Source organism: Microbacterium sp. CH12i, from assembly GCF_000685355.1.
In the GTDB taxonomy this organism is placed as follows: domain Bacteria; phylum Actinomycetota; class Actinomycetes; order Actinomycetales; family Microbacteriaceae; genus Microbacterium.
This window is the reverse complement of record NZ_JHET01000008.1, coordinates 175,239-190,694: the sequence shown is the minus strand read 5'-3', so window position 1 is coordinate 190,694 and position 15,456 is coordinate 175,239. Positions and strand designations below refer to the sequence as shown.

Sequence of the window (15,456 nt, the reverse complement as noted above, 5' to 3'; positions counted from 1 at the left end):
CTGGCGGTGTCCTCAGCTTATGTGGACACAACCGGTGAGGCGTCGATGTCATCTCGCCGTAGCGTGTAGCGAGCGAGCGGGATCAGGCTCAACGCCATGAGTACCGCAGGCAGGATGCTGAAGCTGAGCACGATTCCGGTGACGGCGGCATCTGGCTGCACGACGTTTTCCCCCGCAACGCTGGAGACGTAACCGGTCAGCGCGAGCATGAGCGAGACAGCCGATGCGCCGAGCGCGAAGCCCACCGTTTCACCGGCAGTCCAAATGCCGGTGAAAGTACCGGCCCGGCCGGGGCCGGTGGTGCGCTCGTCGTGGGAGATGACGTCGGGCAGCATCGCCAGCGGCAGTGACTGCAGCCCGGCGTAGGCGACGCCGGCGACCGCGACGGAGGCGTAGATCCACGGTCCAGGCGCCCAGATGGCGATGGTGATGGTGGCGGACGCCGCGAGGAACAGGATGCTGGCGCCGAGGAAGGTCCGCTCCTTGCCGATGCGGTTCGCGATCGCCGTCCAGCCCGGGGTCGCGATCAGGGCAGGACCGACGAGGGCGATGAACAGCACCTCGACTGCGGCTTCGTCGTGCAGCACCCAGCTGGCGACGTACTGGGCGCCAGCGAGCATCGTGCCGGTGGCGAGCGCCTGGAGGAGGAAGGTGCCCAGAAGTGCGCGGAAGGGGAGGCTTCGGCGCAGCGCGCGGAACCCGGAGAGGTACTGGGTGCGGAGGCTGCTCTGTGTGGGTGTCGAAGCGTCCGAACGGGTCACCTTGGCCGCAGCATCCGCTGTTCGGCTCGCGATCAGCATGCCCACACCGATGACGACACCGGCGACGATACCCATCAGCAGGTAGCCGGTGACCTGGTCGCCGGTGGCGCGGCGGAGCATCGGGCCGCCAGCACCGAAGAGCAGAATTGCTGCGGTGAGCACGACGACTCGCCATCCGAGCAGGCGCGTGCGCTCGTCATAGCTGTCGGTGAGTTCGGCCGGCAGCGCGATGTATGGCACTTGGAACAGGCTGAACGAGGTCGCGGTAGCGACGAAGGCGAGCAGCACGCAGATCGCACTGGCGACCGGGCCCCAGGAGGGCGGCACGGCGAATGTCGCCGCGAAGAAGACCGGCAGCGTGAGCGCGCCGATGATCATGAATCCACGACGCGAGCCCGTGCGGGCGAGCTGTCGATCGGATGCCGCACCGATCAGTGGATCGATGATGACGTCCCACACCTTCGCCACGGTGACAATGAGCCCCGCGGCGAGGGCGGCCACACCGAGGTTGTCGGTAAGGAAGTACGTCAGCACTAGCCCTGGCAGGGTCGAATAGCCGCCGGTACCGAGGGATCCGACCGCATAATTCACGATCGTGCGCACGGGCAGGCGGACGGAGGCTCGCTCATGGCGAGCGGCAGTGCTCATCGCGCCAGTGTAGCGGCGCGGGATTGCGCCCGGGGTCTCAGATCAGGCCGGAGTCTCAGATCAGGCCGGAGTCTCAGATCAGGCCGGAGTCTCAGATCAGGGAGAGCTCGCGGAGCTTCGCTGCGACGTCGTCGTTGGAAGGCTCGACGTGGTGCGACGCATCCGGGTAGACGACGACGGGGATGCTGGTGCGCCCCGAGATCTCTTTCGCGACATCCGCGGCGGCGGGGTCGGCAGCGAGGTCGACGTACGTGTACTCGACACCGAGCTCATCGAGCTGCTTCTTGGTGCGTCGGCAGTCGCCGCACCATTCGCGCCGAACATGGTGATCGTGTCAGAGGCAGGAGAAGTCATATATCCAGGATACGACGTCGCGGATGGGTGAGCGCTGACGGGGCTCAACGATGTTCTCGACCCATCGCATGGCATGAAACGATAGGGGTGCCGTGATGAGAAGAGGGGCACGTGGGTACTACAGTCACGATCATCGTGCCGACATTCAACGAGCGTGCGAACGTCGCAGAGCTCGTCGCACGTGTCGGCGCAGCGCTGGCAGGCCACGAGGCTGAGATCCTCTTCATCGACGACAGCAAAGATGACACCGCGTCCGAGGTCAAGCGGGTCGCCGCTGACGCGCCACTGCCGGTGCGGGTGATCCATCGCGCGGAGAACACCGGCGGACTCGGCGGCGCCGTCGCGCTGGGTCTTGCTGAGGCTGCGGCTGACATCTGCGTCGTGATGGACGGCGATCTCCAACATCCGCCCGAGCTGATCCCCGCGCTCGTGGAGCGCTTCGAGCAGGGCGACGCTGACGTCGTCGCAGCATCCCGCTATGTCGGTGGCGGAGACTCGCGGGGGCTCGGCACGGCCGTGCGGTTCGGAGTCTCGCGGGCAGCGACCTGGCTGACCAAGGCGATGTTTCCCCGGCGGCTGGCGCGCAGCACTGACCCGATGACCGGGTTCTTCCTCGTCGACCGCCGGCGATTCGATCTCGCGCAGCTGCGCCCGCGGGGGTTCAAGATCCTGCTGGAGATTCTCGCGAGATCAGACGTGCGCATCGCCGAGGTGCCGATGGAATTTTCCGAGCGCCGGAATGGAACGTCGAAGGCGTCGCTGCGTCAGGGTGCTACATTCGCTGCTCACCTCACGCGACTGAGATTCGGCAAGATGTCGCTCTTTGCGCTGATTGGTGCCGTCGGAGCGGTCGTGAATCTTACGATCATGTGGGCTCTCACGGCCATGGGAATGGATTACATCTGGGCGGCGATCATAGGCGCCGCAGCGACGATAGTCGGCAACTTCGTGCTGCAGGAGCGATTCGTCTTCGCCGACATGCGTCAGGATGCTCGGGGCACGTGGGCTCGCTTTGGCGCATCGGTGACTTTCAACGGCGTCGAGGCGGCGCTGCGCATTCCCATCATGGCGCTCATGGTCGAGACCTGGCACATCTCCAGTGTCCTGGCCACCGGGCTCTCACTCATCGTCGCGTTCTTCGCGAGGTTCTTGTTCCACTCGTTGTTCGTGTATGCACCGCGACGCGGGCGAGGTCGAACGGTTAGTGATGCGCCGACGGTGTCCGAGCTGAAGCCAGATACCGCCGCCCAGCGCATCATCAAAGCGATTGACGCCGAGGTAATGCGGCCAGGTGAGCTCTAGGATGAGGGCGTCACGTAGGTAGGTGAGGCGACTCGCCTGACGGAAGGAACTCTCGTGCTGCCTAATGTGGTCGTCGGCGGTGGGATCGTGGGGCTTGCCACGGCGCGTGCGATGCTCCGACGTGACCCGGAGCGTCCCCTCGTCATGCTCGAGAAGGAGCCGGATGTCGCGCTGCACCAGACGGGCCGCAATTCGGGTGTCATTCACTCGGGGCTGTACTACGCCCCCGGGTCGCTCAAGGCAGACCTGGCGATTCGTGGTGGACGCCTTATTCAGGAGTTCTGTCAGGAGCACGGCATCTCCTACGACGTCCCTGGCAAACTCGTTGTCGCCACTCGACCGGGGGAGATTCCGCGGCTGGAGGCGCTCCGGGCCAGGGGTATCGCCAATGGCGTGCCGGTGCGCGATCCCGAACCGGGTGAGCTCGCTGAGCGAGAACCGCATCTGCGGGTGTTGCGCGCACTCGTCGTCGAATCGACCGGACGTGTGGACTATGGGGCGGTCTCCCGCGTGCTCGCTGCCGAGATACGGGCGGCCGGCGGTGAAATTCGGCTGGGAGCCGAGGTGTCCGCCGTCGTCGAGACACCGGAAGGTGCGAGGGTGGACGCCGGTGATCTTTCGCTCATCGCTCATCGCGTCGCCGTGTGTGGCGGACTGCACGCCGACCGGATCGCTCGGCGCTCGGGCCTTGCCGTCGACGTGCGGATCATCCCGTTCCGCGGTGAGTACAGCGAACTCCGCGCTGATCGAGCTCACCTGGTGAAGGGATTGGTGTACCCGGTTCCTGATCCAGATTTGCCTTTCCTTGGCGTCCACCTCACTCGCGGGATCGATGGCACGGTGCATGTCGGCCCGAACGCGTTCCGGCATTGGCGCGCGAAGGCTATTCCTGGAGCAAGATCTCGTTTCGAGACACGGTCGACTCTCTGGCATTTCCTGGCACCTGGAAACTGGGCGCCGGGTACCTCGGGGTGGGTGTGAAAGAAGTGTTCCGTTCGCTCTCCGGTCGAGCAATGCTGCGCGCGGCGCGGGAAATGGTTCCCGAACTGCAGCCGGGCGACCTCACTTCTTCCCAGTCGGGAGTGCGCGCGCAGGCCGTTGGCAAGGACGGACGGATGCTGGACGATTTCCACTTTGTTCGCAGCGGCCGCACGCTACACGTCTTGAACGCGCCCTCACCGGCAGCAACGGCGTCCCTGCTCATCGGTGAGCACATCTTTGACATGCTCGTCGTCGACTAACGGCGAGTGTCCACACGGAAGACGCCATCGCGAATACATAAACGCAGCACAGTATTTCAACGGCCTCGTTACGGATGATGGAGTCTCAGACCCTTTCGCCGCACGAGGAGACCGTACATGAGTAGCTTTCCCGAACCGACACAGACCCCCGACGGACCGTCATACGAGGGGCGACTGCTCGATCGCGCAGACGAGGAAATCGTCGACCAGGGCGTGGCGTTCGACTTGCGCACTCTCGTCAGCCGACGTGCAGTGTTCAGCCTCGCGGGCATCGGCGTCGGCGTAGCCGTATTGGCCGCGTGTGCGCCCGCCGCTACCGGCAGCTCGCCCAGTGCCTCGCCGACTTCCAGCGGATCAGCCGCGAGCTCCGGTGCAGAGATTCCCGATGAGACCGCGGGCCCCTATCCGGGCGACGGCTCGAACGGCCCCGATGTGCTCGAGCAGTCCGGCATCATCCGCCAGGACATTCGTTCTTCGCTCGATGGGTCGGTGACGGCGGAGGGCGTGCCGCTCTCGTTCGAACTGTCTCTTGTGGATGTGGCAGGCGGCGGTGTGCCGTTCGAAGGCGTCGCGGTCTATGCCTGGCACTGCAACGCACTGGGCGAGTACTCGATGTACTCTTCCGGGCTCGAGAACGTCACCTACTTGCGTGGCGTGCAGGTAGCGGATGCCGATGGCAAGGTCTCGTTCACATCGGTGTTCCCTGGCTGCTATTCCGGACGGTGGCCGCACATCCACTTCGAGGTCTATCCGGATGCCACGGCGATCATCGACTCCGCGAACGCGATCGCGACGTCGCAACTCGCGCTCGCCGAAGACGCTTGCAGCGCGGTGTACGCAACGAGCGGGTACGACGGCTCGGCGAAGAACCTCGCGCAGATCACGCTCGACAGCGACAACGTGTTCGGCGACGATGGCGGCGAGCTGCAGCTCGCGAGTATTACTGGCGATGCCGCCAAGGGTTATGCGGCATCCCTCATCGTGCGCATCGACACCGCTACGCCACCTACTGGCGGCTCGATGGGTGGCGCTCAGATGCCGGGCGGAGGCCAGGCGCCGGGCGGTGCACAGGGCTCTGCGCCGCCCCAGAACTGACCCTTGATGCTTTTTGGGTTAGACTGGTGGTGCAACGTGAAGGTTTCGCCGCGATTTCGGCGCATCACGTCGCCACTGATCAGGGCCGTAAGGGACCAAACGCACCGACGCGCGCGGCATCCGCCCTTGATCTCAAGAACATGAGATGCGCGTGCGCGCGCGTCCGCACAAAGCAATGAGCATCACAATGAATACCACCATCACCCATTCATCTACAACGCTGACCTGGAAACAGGCAGACGACAACGTGCACGTCGCGACCCGAGACGGCGAATTCGCCGGTTTCGTCGAGTCCGACGGCACGGCGCACGTCGTGCGCGACAACCACGGCGCCGAGCGCGGAACCTTCGCAAACCTTGCGGAGGCGAGGTGCGCGCTTGAAGGAACCCCGCGACGTGCGACTCGTCCCATTCGGCAGACGCTGCGCCGCCATCTGAGCCGCGCACGTTCCTGAGCCCGTTTCTTCTTCGAAAAAAAGTCGTAGACGTATACCGGTCGGCGTATACGGGTCGGGTTAGCCTGGGGTGAAGCGATCGGCAGTTGCCTTTGGCTTCACAGCTCCAGGGCTCCGATCGACGGGAGAGAATCATCTCCATCACACAGGTCGAACAGACCGTCAGCACTCTTGGACGAGTGCGCCAGACGTACGCGGGTAACGCCGACTTCCCTCCGATGGCCAAGGCGTATCAGAACGTCTCACAGGTCGTACGTGAGATGGGACTGTTGCAGCGGACGAAGTGGTTCTACGCCCTCGTCGCCGCAGGCATCGTCGTCGCTCTTGGCGGCGCAATCACGGGCTTCATCCTGCTCGGCGACAGCTGGTTCCAGCTGCTCATCGCCGCTGCGCTCGGCATTATTTTCACGCAGATCGGGTTTCTCGGCCATGAGGCGGCGCATCGTCAGGTGTTAACGTCGGGCCCGGCCAACTTCCGGCTCGCTCGCATTCTCATCGGGCTCGTCGGCATGAGCTACTCCTGGTGGGACAACAAGCACACCAAGCACCACGGCAACCCCAACCAGGTCGGCAAGGACCCGGACATCGCGGTCGATACAATTTCGTTCCTCGAGGAGGACGCAGCCAAGTCGCGCGGCTTCATCCGGCTGATCACCCGCAAGCAGGGATGGCTGTTCTTCCCGCTGCTCACACTGTTGGGCCTGAACCTGCACTTACAGGGGCTCAAGTACCTTTTCACGAAGAAGAAGGTTAAGGGTCGGTGGCTCGAGATCGGCCTCATCGTCGGGCGCCTTGCGGCCGTGCTGGTGCCGGTTTTCATAATGCTCCCGCTGGGGATGGCGTTCGCATTCGCAGGGATCCAGTTTGCCGTCTTCGGCGTATACATGGGCATTGCATTCGCTCCTAATCACAAGGGCATGCCGATCATCGAGGCGGGCGCCCGGCTGGACTTCTTCACGAAGCAGGTACGGACCTCGCGCAACATCTCAGGCGGCTGGTGGGTGACCACTTTCCTCGGCGGCCTCAACTATCAGGTCGAGCACCACCTGTTCCCGAGCATGCCGCGCCCGCACCTGGCGAAGGCGCGCGAGATCGTTCGTGACTACTGCCTCTCCAACGACGTGCCGTACACCGAGACCACTATCCTCCGCTCGTATGCGATCGTCGTCGAATACTTGAACCGAGTGGGACTCGCTGCGAGCGACCCGTTCGACTGCCCCGCTGTCGCCCAGTTCGGGCGGCCGTAACTACAGGAGCCCGAGTTCCAGCGCGAGCGTAACGGCGCGGGTGCGGTCGGAGACGTCGAGCTTCTCGAACACGTGAAGCAGGTGCGTCTTCACCGTCGCCTCGCCGATGAACAGCGCCCGCGCGATCGCTGGATTGCTGAGCCCCGTAGCCACGAGCTTCAAAACCTCGAGCTCACGTGGACTCAGTTGCGGGCGCTCTGCTGGGGCCGATCGCATCCGTGTCACAAGAGTCGCCGCAATAGATGGCGCGAGTACGGTGTGGCCATCGGCGACTGATCGGATTCCGGCCACGATCTGCTCTTGGGGCGCTGCCTTCAACAGGTAGCCGCTGGCGCCCGCTTCGATCGCACCCAGGATGTCGTCGTCGGTCTCATATGTGGTGAGCACCAGCACCCGCACTTCTGGCAGTTCTTCGGCGAGCTGGGCTGTCGCTTCGGCGCCAGTGAGGCGCGGCATCCGTAAATCCATCAGCACCACGTCGGGGCGTAGCGTCCGCGCGAGCTCGACTGCTTCGACGCCGTCTGCTGCTTCACCCACCACTTCGATGTCGGCATCCAACGCGATCAGGCCCACGATGCCAGAGCGCACGATGGGGTGATCGTCAGCGACGATGACGCGGATCATTTGGACACCTTCTCGATAATCAATGGAAGCCGCACCGTCAGGGCTGTGCCGTTCGGCGCAGCATCCGTCACGCCCAATGTCCCGCCGACGAGGGCGACGCGATCGCGCATCCCCGACAGCCCGAAACCGCGACCGTCGTCGATTGTCGCGTCGCCCAGCCCCCGCCCGTTATCGCGCACGGTGAGTGTCGCGTCTTCGTCAATCTCGAGCACGACGGATGCGGCGCTCGCCGCAGCGTGCTTGCGGACGTTCGCCAGCCCCTCTTGCGCACAACGCAGCAGCACCACCTGCAGGTCGCGCGGCACCGTGCGTTCGTGAGCGTCGACGCTCACACTCACTCCGGTCTCGCGCTGGAAACGTTCGCCGAGGCGGTGCAGCGCCTGCGCGAGCGAACCAGAAGGTGTGGATGCCGGAGACTCCACGACCACGAGTGCGCGGGCTTCGCGCAGCGCATCACGGGCGGATTCTTCGATGAGGGCGATGGTGTCGGCCGATCCGTCTCGACGCGCGCGCTCGGCAAGCATCACGATGCTGGTCAGACTCTGCGCGATCGTGTCGTGCACCTCACGGGCAAGGCGCGAACGCTCGGCGGTGGCGCCGGCCTCTCTGCTCGCAGCCTTGAGGCTCGTCTGCGCTTCGGTGAGTTCTGAGAGAAGGCGGTGACGCTCTGTGCCCCACTCGGCGATCCGTGAAATCCACAGGCCGAGCGCGATGCTGAACGCTGCCGACAATCCAGAGGTCAGGAACCCGGCGAGCACCTGCTCCGGGCGGAAACCACCCCAGATCGAGTATGCGAGCCCGAGCACGATTGCGTTCGCGAGAGTCACAAGTACCGACTGACGGGTGGAACGCGATGTCATCCAGATCAGCGGCAACACGATCGTCTGCAGTAGCAGCATGTTCGGAGCGATGGACGTTCCGATCGCCAACAGTGCGATGAGGCAGAACTGCAGGAGCACCGAGGTGCGCCGAGACGGGCATGGCCCCTCATGGATACTCACGTAGCGGCGAGCCCCGAACGCATAGACCGCGAGGATGCCGGCCGCGACGGCGACCATCATCCATTGCGATCCGGGGAAACGCGGCGGCTCAGAGAAAGCGATGAGGACGATCACGATGAACAGTGCACCGCTGGCGAGGTCCCAGCCCAACTGTTCGCGGTGCATCGTGCTGCTCATGCGTCCTACTCTTTCACCCGTTGCGCTGCCGCACGGTCGTTATCCGTTCTGGTGAATCCAGCGGAAGGTGATGCGGCTGAGGATAAAGCCCGCGATCAACCAGACGCCGAGCATGATGGCGATCATGCCCAGATCCCATGAGCCACTGGCTTCGGCGGCCTTGAACGAGTCAGGCAGCAGGGCTGAGCGCATCCCCTGAGCGATCCACTTCAGCGGGAAGATTCCTGCGACGTTCTGCAGCCACTCCGGAAGCATTGTGAACGAGATGTACACACCGGAGATGAACTGCAACAGCAGCACGATCGGGATCACGACGGCCGTCGACGTCTTTCCTGAGCGGGGGACCGACGACAGTGCGATGCCGAGCAGAGTGCACGTGATCAGTCCCAGCGCGAAAATCCAGGCGAAGCGGCCCCATGCCTCAGCATCCGTCGGCAGCTCCACGCCGTAGACGACAACGGCAACGACGATGAGGACGGCGATCTGGAGGATAGCGGCGACGAAAACCTCCCCGATCTTGCCGATGAAGTAACTGATGGGTGAGATCGGTGTGCCGCCAAGACGCTTGAGCGTTCCATCGCTCTTCTCGGTCGCGATTTCGATTGCCGGCCCCTGTACTCCTGAGAGCAGGATGCCACCGGCGATGAGGCCTGGCAGGTAGTAGGTTGCCATGCTCACAGCATCCGGTCCTTCGCCGATGTCTCCGATGAAGATCGTGGCGAAGACGACGTACATCAGCGTCGGAAATAGGAACGTGAAGAACACCTGATCGCCGGCGCGAAAATACTGGCGCAGCTCGAACGGAATGCGGCGCAGGCCGATTCGGAGAGTGCGCGCGAGGCCGAAGTTCGCGGTCACCGGGGGATCGGTGCGGGCCACTGTCGTGCTGTTCATGTTCACAACTCCTGCGAAATCGAGGATGCGCTGACGGGGAGGGGCGTGTTTCCGGGGTCCGGCTGTCCGTCCGGCTCGGTTTCGGAGGAGTTATGAACGGGATTCGCGCTCTCACGGATCAGGTCAAGGTAGATGTCTTCGAGCGTGGGCCGCACGATCTCGAGCCCGTGGGGTTCGCCCCCGTCGCGGAACAGAGCTGCGACCACGGCGCCTGGCTCAGCGGTGCGTGTTTCGTGCGGGGTTCCGTCGCTGTCTCTCCAGCGGACTACGGGAGTGCGGGCATCCGCCCCACCGATCTCATCGATGCGCCCGATCGCGACGAGCGTGCCGCCCGTGATGACCGCCGCGCGGTCGCCGAGTTGGGCGGCCTCGTCGAGATAATGAGTGGTGAGCAGGATGCTGGTGCCCTCACGCTTGAGCGTGTTGATGAGGTCCCAGAACTGACGCCGTGCCTCGGGATCGAATCCGGTCGTGGGTTCGTCGAGGAAGAGAAGTTCGGGACGGCCGATGATGCCGAGTGCGACGTCGAGGCGACGCTGCTGGCCACCGGAAAGCTTCGAGACGCGCGTCTTCTGCTTCTGTTCAAGTCCGACGGCGGCGATCACTTCATCGATGTCACGAGGGTGCGGGTAGTAGCCCGCGAATTCGGTGAGCAGCTCTCGGACGGTGACGTTGCCGGCCTCACCGGTGGACTGCAGCACGATGCCGAGTCGTGCCTTCCAGTCGAGACCGCCCCGCTGTGGGTCGATGCCCAGCACGCGCACATCGCCCGCGGTGCGGTGCCGGTAGCCCTCCAAGATCTCGATGGTCGTGGATTTACCGGCGCCGTTCGGCCCCAGCAGAGCGAAGGTCTCGCCGCGGTGGATGTCGAAGCTGATCCCGTCGACGGCGGTGAAGCTGCCATACGACTTCTGCAGGTCGCGAACCTCGATCACGTTTTCGGTCATGGTTACAGCGTGGCCTCGTCGCACGACGTCCGGTAGTGGTGGAGCGGCTTATTCTGACATCCACCGATCGGGGGATACCGAGGCGCATCTGAGGGCCCGCAGACAACAATCTTCACGCGAATGTCAGAGAAAAGGCGTAGGGTAACGTCACATTAGCAACCGAGGTAAAGGGGGCCCTATGGGTATCTTCGAGGACGCAAAAGAGACCATTGGCGAGGCCGCCAAGCAGGCTGGCCGCGCTATCGACGACACGGTTGAGCGCGTCAAGGACAAGGCTGACGAGATGAAGGCAGACGCCGACGTCAAGAAGGCTGAAGCCGAGCGCGACTCCGTCAAGGCGCGCAACGACGTGAAGGAAGATCTTCGCGACTGACGTTGCCGAATAGTTCAGGGCCCCTCCCGCATATCGCTTGTATCTAAGCGGACGCGGGAGGGGTCTCTTGCATGATCGGCGGAATAGGCTCGACACATGGCGGAAATGCACGAGCTCACGGCGATCGAGCAGCTCGGAGCGCTGCGAGCGCGGGAGTTCACTCCGGCCGAGCTCGCCGCGCACTACCTGGATCGCATCGCCCGGCTGGACGCGGGGCTCGGAGCTTTCGTCGAGGTCACGGCGGATGCTGCGCACGCCCGCGCCGCGAAATTACAGGAGCGAGCGCCGAATGGCGCCCTGTGGGGGCTGCCCTTCGCTGACAAAGACCTCGTGGCACGCGCCGGCGTGCCGACCCGCTTTGGGTCGCGGCTGCACCGCGATTTTGTACCGGATGCCACGGCTGATCAGGCGGCGGTGCTTGATGAGGCCGGCGGCATCAGCTCGGTAAGACGAACACCCCGGAGTTCGGCCTGACTGGCTACACGGAATCGCAGGTTGCGCCACCAGCGCGAGACCCATGGGATCCTGAGAACGGTGCGGGTGGCTCGAGCGGCGGAGCGGCAACCGCCGTGGCCGCGGGGCTTCTGCCGCTGGCTCCGGCATCCGACGGCGGCGGGTCGATCCGCATCCCGGCGGCGACCGTCGGTGTTGTCGGTCTGAAGCCTTCGCGGGGGAGGATCCCGTTCGCTTCGGGGCTCGACAGCCCGGGCGGGCTTCCGGTCGCGGGACCGATCGCTCGCACGGTGGCTGATGCGGCGTTGCTGCTGGACGTGCAGGTCGCAGGTCGTGCGTACTCGTATGCGACTCGCGCGCCGGGGAGGGGACCGTTCCTTTCCGCGGTGACGGCGATGATGACATCCGCTCGTATCGGCGTGACCACGGTGTCGCCCTGGGACGACGACGATGACATCACGCTCGACCCGGCGGCAACGCGTGCTGTCGAGGTCGCGACGGCGCTGCTGACGGATGCCGGGCACGGCGTCGACGCATTCGATTGGCGCCCGCGCGGCTACGCGCGAATGTTCACGACGATCTGGCGCACGAGCGCGGCTCGGATGAACCTGTCGGATGCCGAGCTCGAACTCGTCGAACCGATCACGGCCTGGCTTGTGCGCGAAGGTCGCGCGCTGAGCGGCACCCAGGTGCTGGAGGCGCTCGCCGAGGCGACGACTTTCGAGCGTGACACGATCACCGCGTTCTCGCGATTTGATGCGGTGCTCACCCCTGCGCTGGCTCTACCGCCGCAGCCGATCGGCTCGTTCGACCCGAATGACGCGGCCAAGAACTTCTCGCAGCAGGTGCGCTATGCGCCCTACAGCAGCTTTGTGAACGTCGCCGGCCTTCCCGCGATCGTTGTGCCGGTGATGCTCGACGGGTTGGGGCATCCGGTGAGTGTGCAGCTCGTCGGCCGGCCAGGTGGAGAGGTGGCGATCATCGCGCTTGCCGCTGAGCTGGAACGACGGGTGGGCGTGCTGCCGCGTCCTGCAGTCTGGCGGGCGTGAAAGCATCCGGCGGGTAGGGTGAAAGCGACGGAGGGATGCCGCAGTGATCACTCGGTTTGAAGAACTTGATTGGCAGCCCACACCGATGGGCGATCTTATGTTGCGCCGCCGCACGGAGCCGGCTGTTGGCCAGGAAATCTACGAGGTCAAACTCGGCGACGAGTACCTGATGTCGAGCCTCTTCACCGTTGCAGAAGAAGCGCTCGCGACTCTTGGGCTTGCCGTGACTGAAGGCGATGAGCTGACCGTGCTGGTCGGCGGTCTCGGGCTCGGATACACCGCCGTCACAGCGTTGCGTGACGAACGGGTGGCTGCCCTCACCGTGGTCGACCGACTCGGAACCGTGATCAACTGGCACGAGCGGAAGCTCCTGCCGGTGTCAGCAGAACTCGTCGACGACGAGCGCACGAGCCTTGTCGAAGACGACTTCTTCGCGCTGATGCGCACGACGCCTGCCGAAAGCGCGGGCGGATACTCCGCCATCCTGCTGGATGTGGATCACTCGCCACGCCACCAGCTGGATCCGACGCACGCTGACCTCTACACGGCAGATGGCCTGCGCGCCCTCGATCGGCATCTCGCATCGCGTGGCATCTTCGCGCTGTGGTCAGATGACCCGCCCGACGACGACTTCATGGTCAACCTGAACGCGGTGTTCGACGACGCGGCTGCCCACGTCGTGGACTTCGACAATCCGGTTACCGGTGGCGTGTCATCCAACACGGTCTACGTTGCGCGCAGCCGCCGCTGACCCCAGTCGGTATTTGCCGGGTCAGCGCCGAACGCGAGCGCGGGACTTCGCGACGCTGGCGAGGGTCGCACGCAGCGGGGTGCCGAGATAGAGGCCGAGTGAGGCACCAGCTGCCAGGCCGACACCGATGGATGCCGCGAGCACAAGCGGACTGATGCTGGCCAGCATCCCTTCGGCGGTGCCGTCGGAGTCCACGATCCCGAGGAGGCCGCGGAAGACGGCTGAACCGGGCACCAGCGGAACGATTGCGGCCGTCGTGACGGCGACAGAGGGCACGTGCTGATTGCGCGCGATCAGCACACCGATGAAGCTTGCCAAGAGAGCGCCGACACCGCTCGCGCCGGCCGCGTGAATGTCGAGCAGGATCGCGAGATTGTAGCCGATGATGGCGATCATGCTCAGCAGCGCGCTGACGATGATGATGCGCATACCGGCGCCGTTGAACAGCGCGACGGCGACCGCAATGATGACCGCGCCGACGATCTGAGACGGGAGTGATCCAAACGGCAAAGCATCGTTCGGCAGGGCCATGCTGAAGCCGAGCAGGCGGGCAAGCTCTAATCCGATCAGGATGCCGAGGACGACGCCGACGGTCTGCATAGTGAGGTCGAGAATGCGTCCGCCAGCGGTGACCGCGAAGCCGTCGATCGCATCCTGTGCGGCACCGACGACAGTAAGCCCGGAGAGCATCAGCACGATGCCCGAGGCAACGATGATGGAAGGTTGCACGTCTGTAAACGGTTCGATACCCGCTGCGCTCAGTGCGGAAACGGCCGTCGCGAATGCGGTGATGACGAACGCTCCGGCGATCTGGCTGAAGAACGACGGCACCTGCAGGCGCGCGAGACCAGCCTGTGTGAAGGCCGCCCCGAGTGCAGCGATGAAAGACAGCAAGACGATCAGCGGCGAGGCATCGAAGAGAATCGCGACGCCGGGGGCGAGCAGGGCGCGAGCGAAGATCACGACGATGGGGCGATACAGGAAGGGAGTGCGGCGGATGACGCGGAACGCGAGTCGGGCTTCGCCGAGGTCCATGCCCTCGCTGATCTCGACCAGGAGGGCTTGCAGACGCTGCAGTTTGGCGTGATCGGGGGATGCGGCCTTGACTACTCGCATGAGAGTCGTCGGCCAGTCTTCCTCACCACGGTGGTACGAGACGTTGACTGAGTTGTAGGTGACGTCGACGTGCACGCCGGTGAGTCCATAGACCTGGGCGACGCGGACAATGGCAAACGTCACGTCATGCGCGGAGGCGCCGACCGTGAACATCGACTCGCCGATGCGCAGGGCGAGATCGAGGATCTTCACCACGATGGTCTCGCCCAGGACTGGGTATGACTCGGTGAGCGCGACCTCAGACGGGTCGGTCCGGATCACGCGGCGCACAGAGTTCAGCAGGTGCCAGGGGTGTTCGCGAGACATAGTTCTATTCTGACGTTGCGGCGGCTGGACGGCATCCTCATCGGGCTTGCGTCGGGTTCACATCGGGTTTATTCGGCCGCGGAGAAACGGTAGCGCCGGCGCGCGGTAGGTGAGTGACGGAGCATGGTGCGGGTCGAATGCGAACTCTGCCTGTCCGAAGCGCCACAGCCTGTTGAAGAGGAACACGCCGACTGTCACCGTGCGGTCAGTCGGAACCTGCCAGGTGCCGAGTCCCCACTGCACCGGCTGTCCGCGTCCGTCGATGACGAGCGTCGGCTTCGGAGCGATGTACAGCGCGAACCAGGGCTTGTGCAGCGTGATCTCGATGCGGCGGGTGGGGTTGGGGTCAGGGCTCATCAGTGCTCTCTTCGTCACTCGATCTGGAGATACCCGGCCCACCCGGAGCCGATGAGGACACGGCTCTTGAACTGGCCCGTCCCGTCCCCCGGATATAGGTAGAGCTCGTCCGAGATGCGCGCGATCAGGTCCGGATTCTTGTCGCCGTTGTAGTCGACGCCCCCGGTGAACGCAGTGATCACACCCCAGCCACTGCTGACTGCGACTCCGGCGCCGAAGCGGCTGCCGAGTCCGGGATAGAAGTAGAGGGTGCCGTCGTACCCCACGGCCATGATGTCACCGAGCGATCGCCGTTGAAGTCGCCCC

General features: G+C 64.5%; 16 protein-coding genes and 2 pseudogenes. 9 read left to right on the top strand and 9 right to left on the bottom strand.

What is annotated here, in order from left to right:
• Nucleotides 1-17 precede the first annotated feature (17 nt).
• Together DC31_RS11750 and DC31_RS17700 are read right to left on the bottom strand one after the other, a co-directional pair.
• Nucleotides 18-1,409, bottom strand: a complete 1,392-nt coding sequence (locus DC31_RS11750) for an MFS transporter (RefSeq protein ID WP_051606843.1) — start codon at nucleotides 1,407-1,409, stop codon at nucleotides 18-20.
• 91 nt (nucleotides 1,410-1,500) lie between these two features.
• Nucleotides 1,501-1,763, bottom strand: a pseudogene (locus DC31_RS17700) (glutaredoxin family protein).
• Between the two features lie 111 nt (nucleotides 1,764-1,874).
• On the opposite strand from DC31_RS17700, the gene DC31_RS11740 reads away from it, so the two are divergent.
• From DC31_RS11740 to DC31_RS11720, 6 genes are all read left to right on the top strand, one after another.
• The gene (locus DC31_RS11740; RefSeq protein ID WP_036280235.1) at nucleotides 1,875-3,065 is read left to right on the top strand and encodes a glycosyltransferase; all 1,191 of its coding nucleotides are present in this window, start codon (nucleotides 1,875-1,877) and stop codon (nucleotides 3,063-3,065) included.
• Between the two features lie 54 nt (nucleotides 3,066-3,119).
• Complete coding sequence (lhgO, locus tag DC31_RS11735; RefSeq protein WP_235201463.1) at nucleotides 3,120-4,046, top strand: L-2-hydroxyglutarate oxidase; 927 nt, start codon at nucleotides 3,120-3,122, stop codon at nucleotides 4,044-4,046.
• Nucleotides 4,043-4,306 carry a hypothetical protein gene (locus tag DC31_RS19535; protein WP_235201462.1) on the top strand — a complete coding sequence of 88 codons (264 nt, stop codon included), beginning with the start codon at nucleotides 4,043-4,045 and terminating at the stop codon, nucleotides 4,304-4,306. Before lhgO ends, DC31_RS19535 begins: the two co-directional genes overlap by 4 nt.
• Nucleotides 4,307-4,423: 117 nt before the next feature.
• Nucleotides 4,424-5,401 (top strand): intradiol ring-cleavage dioxygenase, encoded by a 978-nt coding sequence (locus DC31_RS11730; protein WP_036280233.1) that lies wholly within the window; start codon nucleotides 4,424-4,426, stop codon nucleotides 5,399-5,401.
• A 187-nt stretch (nucleotides 5,402-5,588) separates the two neighbouring features.
• Nucleotides 5,589-5,855: a hypothetical protein gene (locus tag DC31_RS11725; protein WP_152545412.1), complete on the top strand. Its 267-nt coding sequence runs from the start codon at nucleotides 5,589-5,591 to the stop codon at nucleotides 5,853-5,855.
• 179 nt (nucleotides 5,856-6,034) lie between these two features.
• Nucleotides 6,035-7,102: a fatty acid desaturase family protein gene (locus DC31_RS11720; RefSeq protein WP_442921900.1), complete on the top strand. Its 1,068-nt coding sequence runs from the start codon at nucleotides 6,035-6,037 to the stop codon at nucleotides 7,100-7,102.
• On the opposite strand, the gene DC31_RS11715 is transcribed toward DC31_RS11720, so the two are convergent.
• From DC31_RS11715 to DC31_RS11700, 4 genes are read right to left on the bottom strand one after another with little or no spacing between them, the layout of a single operon-like run.
• Complete coding sequence (locus DC31_RS11715) at nucleotides 7,103-7,726, bottom strand: response regulator (protein WP_036280228.1); 624 nt, start codon at nucleotides 7,724-7,726, stop codon at nucleotides 7,103-7,105.
• Nucleotides 7,723-8,904, bottom strand: coding sequence for a sensor histidine kinase (locus DC31_RS17095; protein ID WP_051606839.1), 1,182 nt, complete (start codon nucleotides 8,902-8,904; stop codon nucleotides 7,723-7,725). The genes DC31_RS11715 and DC31_RS17095 overlap by 4 nt, the downstream gene beginning before the upstream one ends.
• Nucleotides 8,905-8,943: 39 nt before the next feature.
• Nucleotides 8,944-9,798 (bottom strand): ABC transporter permease, encoded by an 855-nt coding sequence (locus tag DC31_RS11705; protein ID WP_081813825.1) that lies wholly within the window; start codon nucleotides 9,796-9,798, stop codon nucleotides 8,944-8,946.
• Nucleotides 9,799-9,800: 2 nt separating this feature from the next.
• Entirely contained in the window at nucleotides 9,801-10,745 is a 945-nt protein-coding gene (locus DC31_RS11700) for an ABC transporter ATP-binding protein (RefSeq protein ID WP_081813824.1), read from the bottom strand.
• A gap of 178 nt (nucleotides 10,746-10,923) precedes the next feature.
• On the opposite strand from DC31_RS11700, the gene DC31_RS11695 reads away from it, so the two are divergent.
• The 3 genes and pseudogenes from DC31_RS11695 to DC31_RS11685 all read left to right on the top strand — a co-directional run bounded on the left by DC31_RS11695 (nucleotide 10,924) and on the right by DC31_RS11685 (nucleotide 13,371).
• The gene (locus DC31_RS11695) at nucleotides 10,924-11,118 is read left to right on the top strand and encodes a hypothetical protein (RefSeq protein WP_036280225.1); all 195 of its coding nucleotides are present in this window, start codon (nucleotides 10,924-10,926) and stop codon (nucleotides 11,116-11,118) included.
• A 96-nt stretch (nucleotides 11,119-11,214) separates the two neighbouring features.
• Nucleotides 11,215-12,620: pseudogene (locus tag DC31_RS11690) on the top strand (amidase).
• 85 nt (nucleotides 12,621-12,705) lie between these two features.
• Complete coding sequence (locus DC31_RS11685; RefSeq protein WP_051606853.1) at nucleotides 12,706-13,371, top strand: spermidine synthase; 666 nt, start codon at nucleotides 12,706-12,708, stop codon at nucleotides 13,369-13,371.
• A gap of 21 nt (nucleotides 13,372-13,392) precedes the next feature.
• Here DC31_RS11685 and DC31_RS11680 read toward each other — a convergent pair whose 3' ends face one another.
• Genes DC31_RS11680 through DC31_RS19530 form a run of 3 tightly spaced genes read right to left on the bottom strand, consistent with a single transcriptional unit; the run spans nucleotide 13,393 to nucleotide 15,422 of the window.
• Nucleotides 13,393-14,793 (bottom strand): threonine/serine ThrE exporter family protein, encoded by a 1,401-nt coding sequence (locus DC31_RS11680; protein WP_036280220.1) that lies wholly within the window; start codon nucleotides 14,791-14,793, stop codon nucleotides 13,393-13,395.
• 57 nt (nucleotides 14,794-14,850) lie between these two features.
• Nucleotides 14,851-15,150 (bottom strand): hypothetical protein, encoded by a 300-nt coding sequence (locus DC31_RS11675; RefSeq protein ID WP_036280217.1) that lies wholly within the window; start codon nucleotides 15,148-15,150, stop codon nucleotides 14,851-14,853.
• Nucleotides 15,151-15,164: 14 nt separating this feature from the next.
• Complete coding sequence (locus DC31_RS19530; RefSeq protein WP_235201461.1) at nucleotides 15,165-15,422, bottom strand: hypothetical protein; 258 nt, start codon at nucleotides 15,420-15,422, stop codon at nucleotides 15,165-15,167.
• Between the last annotated feature and the right edge of the window lie 34 nt (nucleotides 15,423-15,456).

What these genes read in the sequence shown, in the direction of transcription:
- DC31_RS11695 (WP_036280225.1), top strand. Translation starts at nt 10,924, where the DNA reads ATGGGTATCTTCGAGGACGCAAAAGAGACCATTGGCGAGGCCGCCAAG.
- DC31_RS11715 (WP_036280228.1), bottom strand. Translation starts at nt 7,726, where the DNA reads ATGATCCGCGTCATCGTCGCTGACGATCACCCCATCGTGCGCTCTGGC.
- DC31_RS11730 (WP_036280233.1), top strand. Translation starts at nt 4,424, where the DNA reads ATGAGTAGCTTTCCCGAACCGACACAGACCCCCGACGGACCGTCATAC.
- DC31_RS11675 (WP_036280217.1), bottom strand. Translation starts at nt 15,150, where the DNA reads ATGAGCCCTGACCCCAACCCCACCCGCCGCATCGAGATCACGCTGCAC.
- DC31_RS17095 (WP_051606839.1), bottom strand. Translation starts at nt 8,904, where the DNA reads ATGAGCAGCACGATGCACCGCGAACAGTTGGGCTGGGACCTCGCCAGC.
- DC31_RS19530 (WP_235201461.1), bottom strand. Translation starts at nt 15,422, where the DNA reads ATGGCCGTGGGGTACGACGGCACCCTCTACTTCTATCCCGGACTCGGC.
- DC31_RS11725 (WP_152545412.1), top strand. Translation starts at nt 5,589, where the DNA reads ATGAATACCACCATCACCCATTCATCTACAACGCTGACCTGGAAACAG.
- DC31_RS11705 (WP_081813825.1), bottom strand. Translation starts at nt 9,798, where the DNA reads ATGAACAGCACGACAGTGGCCCGCACCGATCCCCCGGTGACCGCGAAC.
- DC31_RS11685 (WP_051606853.1), top strand. Translation starts at nt 12,706, where the DNA reads ATGGGCGATCTTATGTTGCGCCGCCGCACGGAGCCGGCTGTTGGCCAG.
- DC31_RS11750 (WP_051606843.1), bottom strand. Translation starts at nt 1,409, where the DNA reads ATGAGCACTGCCGCTCGCCATGAGCGAGCCTCCGTCCGCCTGCCCGTG.
- DC31_RS11680 (WP_036280220.1), bottom strand. Translation starts at nt 14,793, where the DNA reads ATGTCTCGCGAACACCCCTGGCACCTGCTGAACTCTGTGCGCCGCGTG.
- DC31_RS11700 (WP_081813824.1), bottom strand. Translation starts at nt 10,745, where the DNA reads ATGACCGAAAACGTGATCGAGGTTCGCGACCTGCAGAAGTCGTATGGC.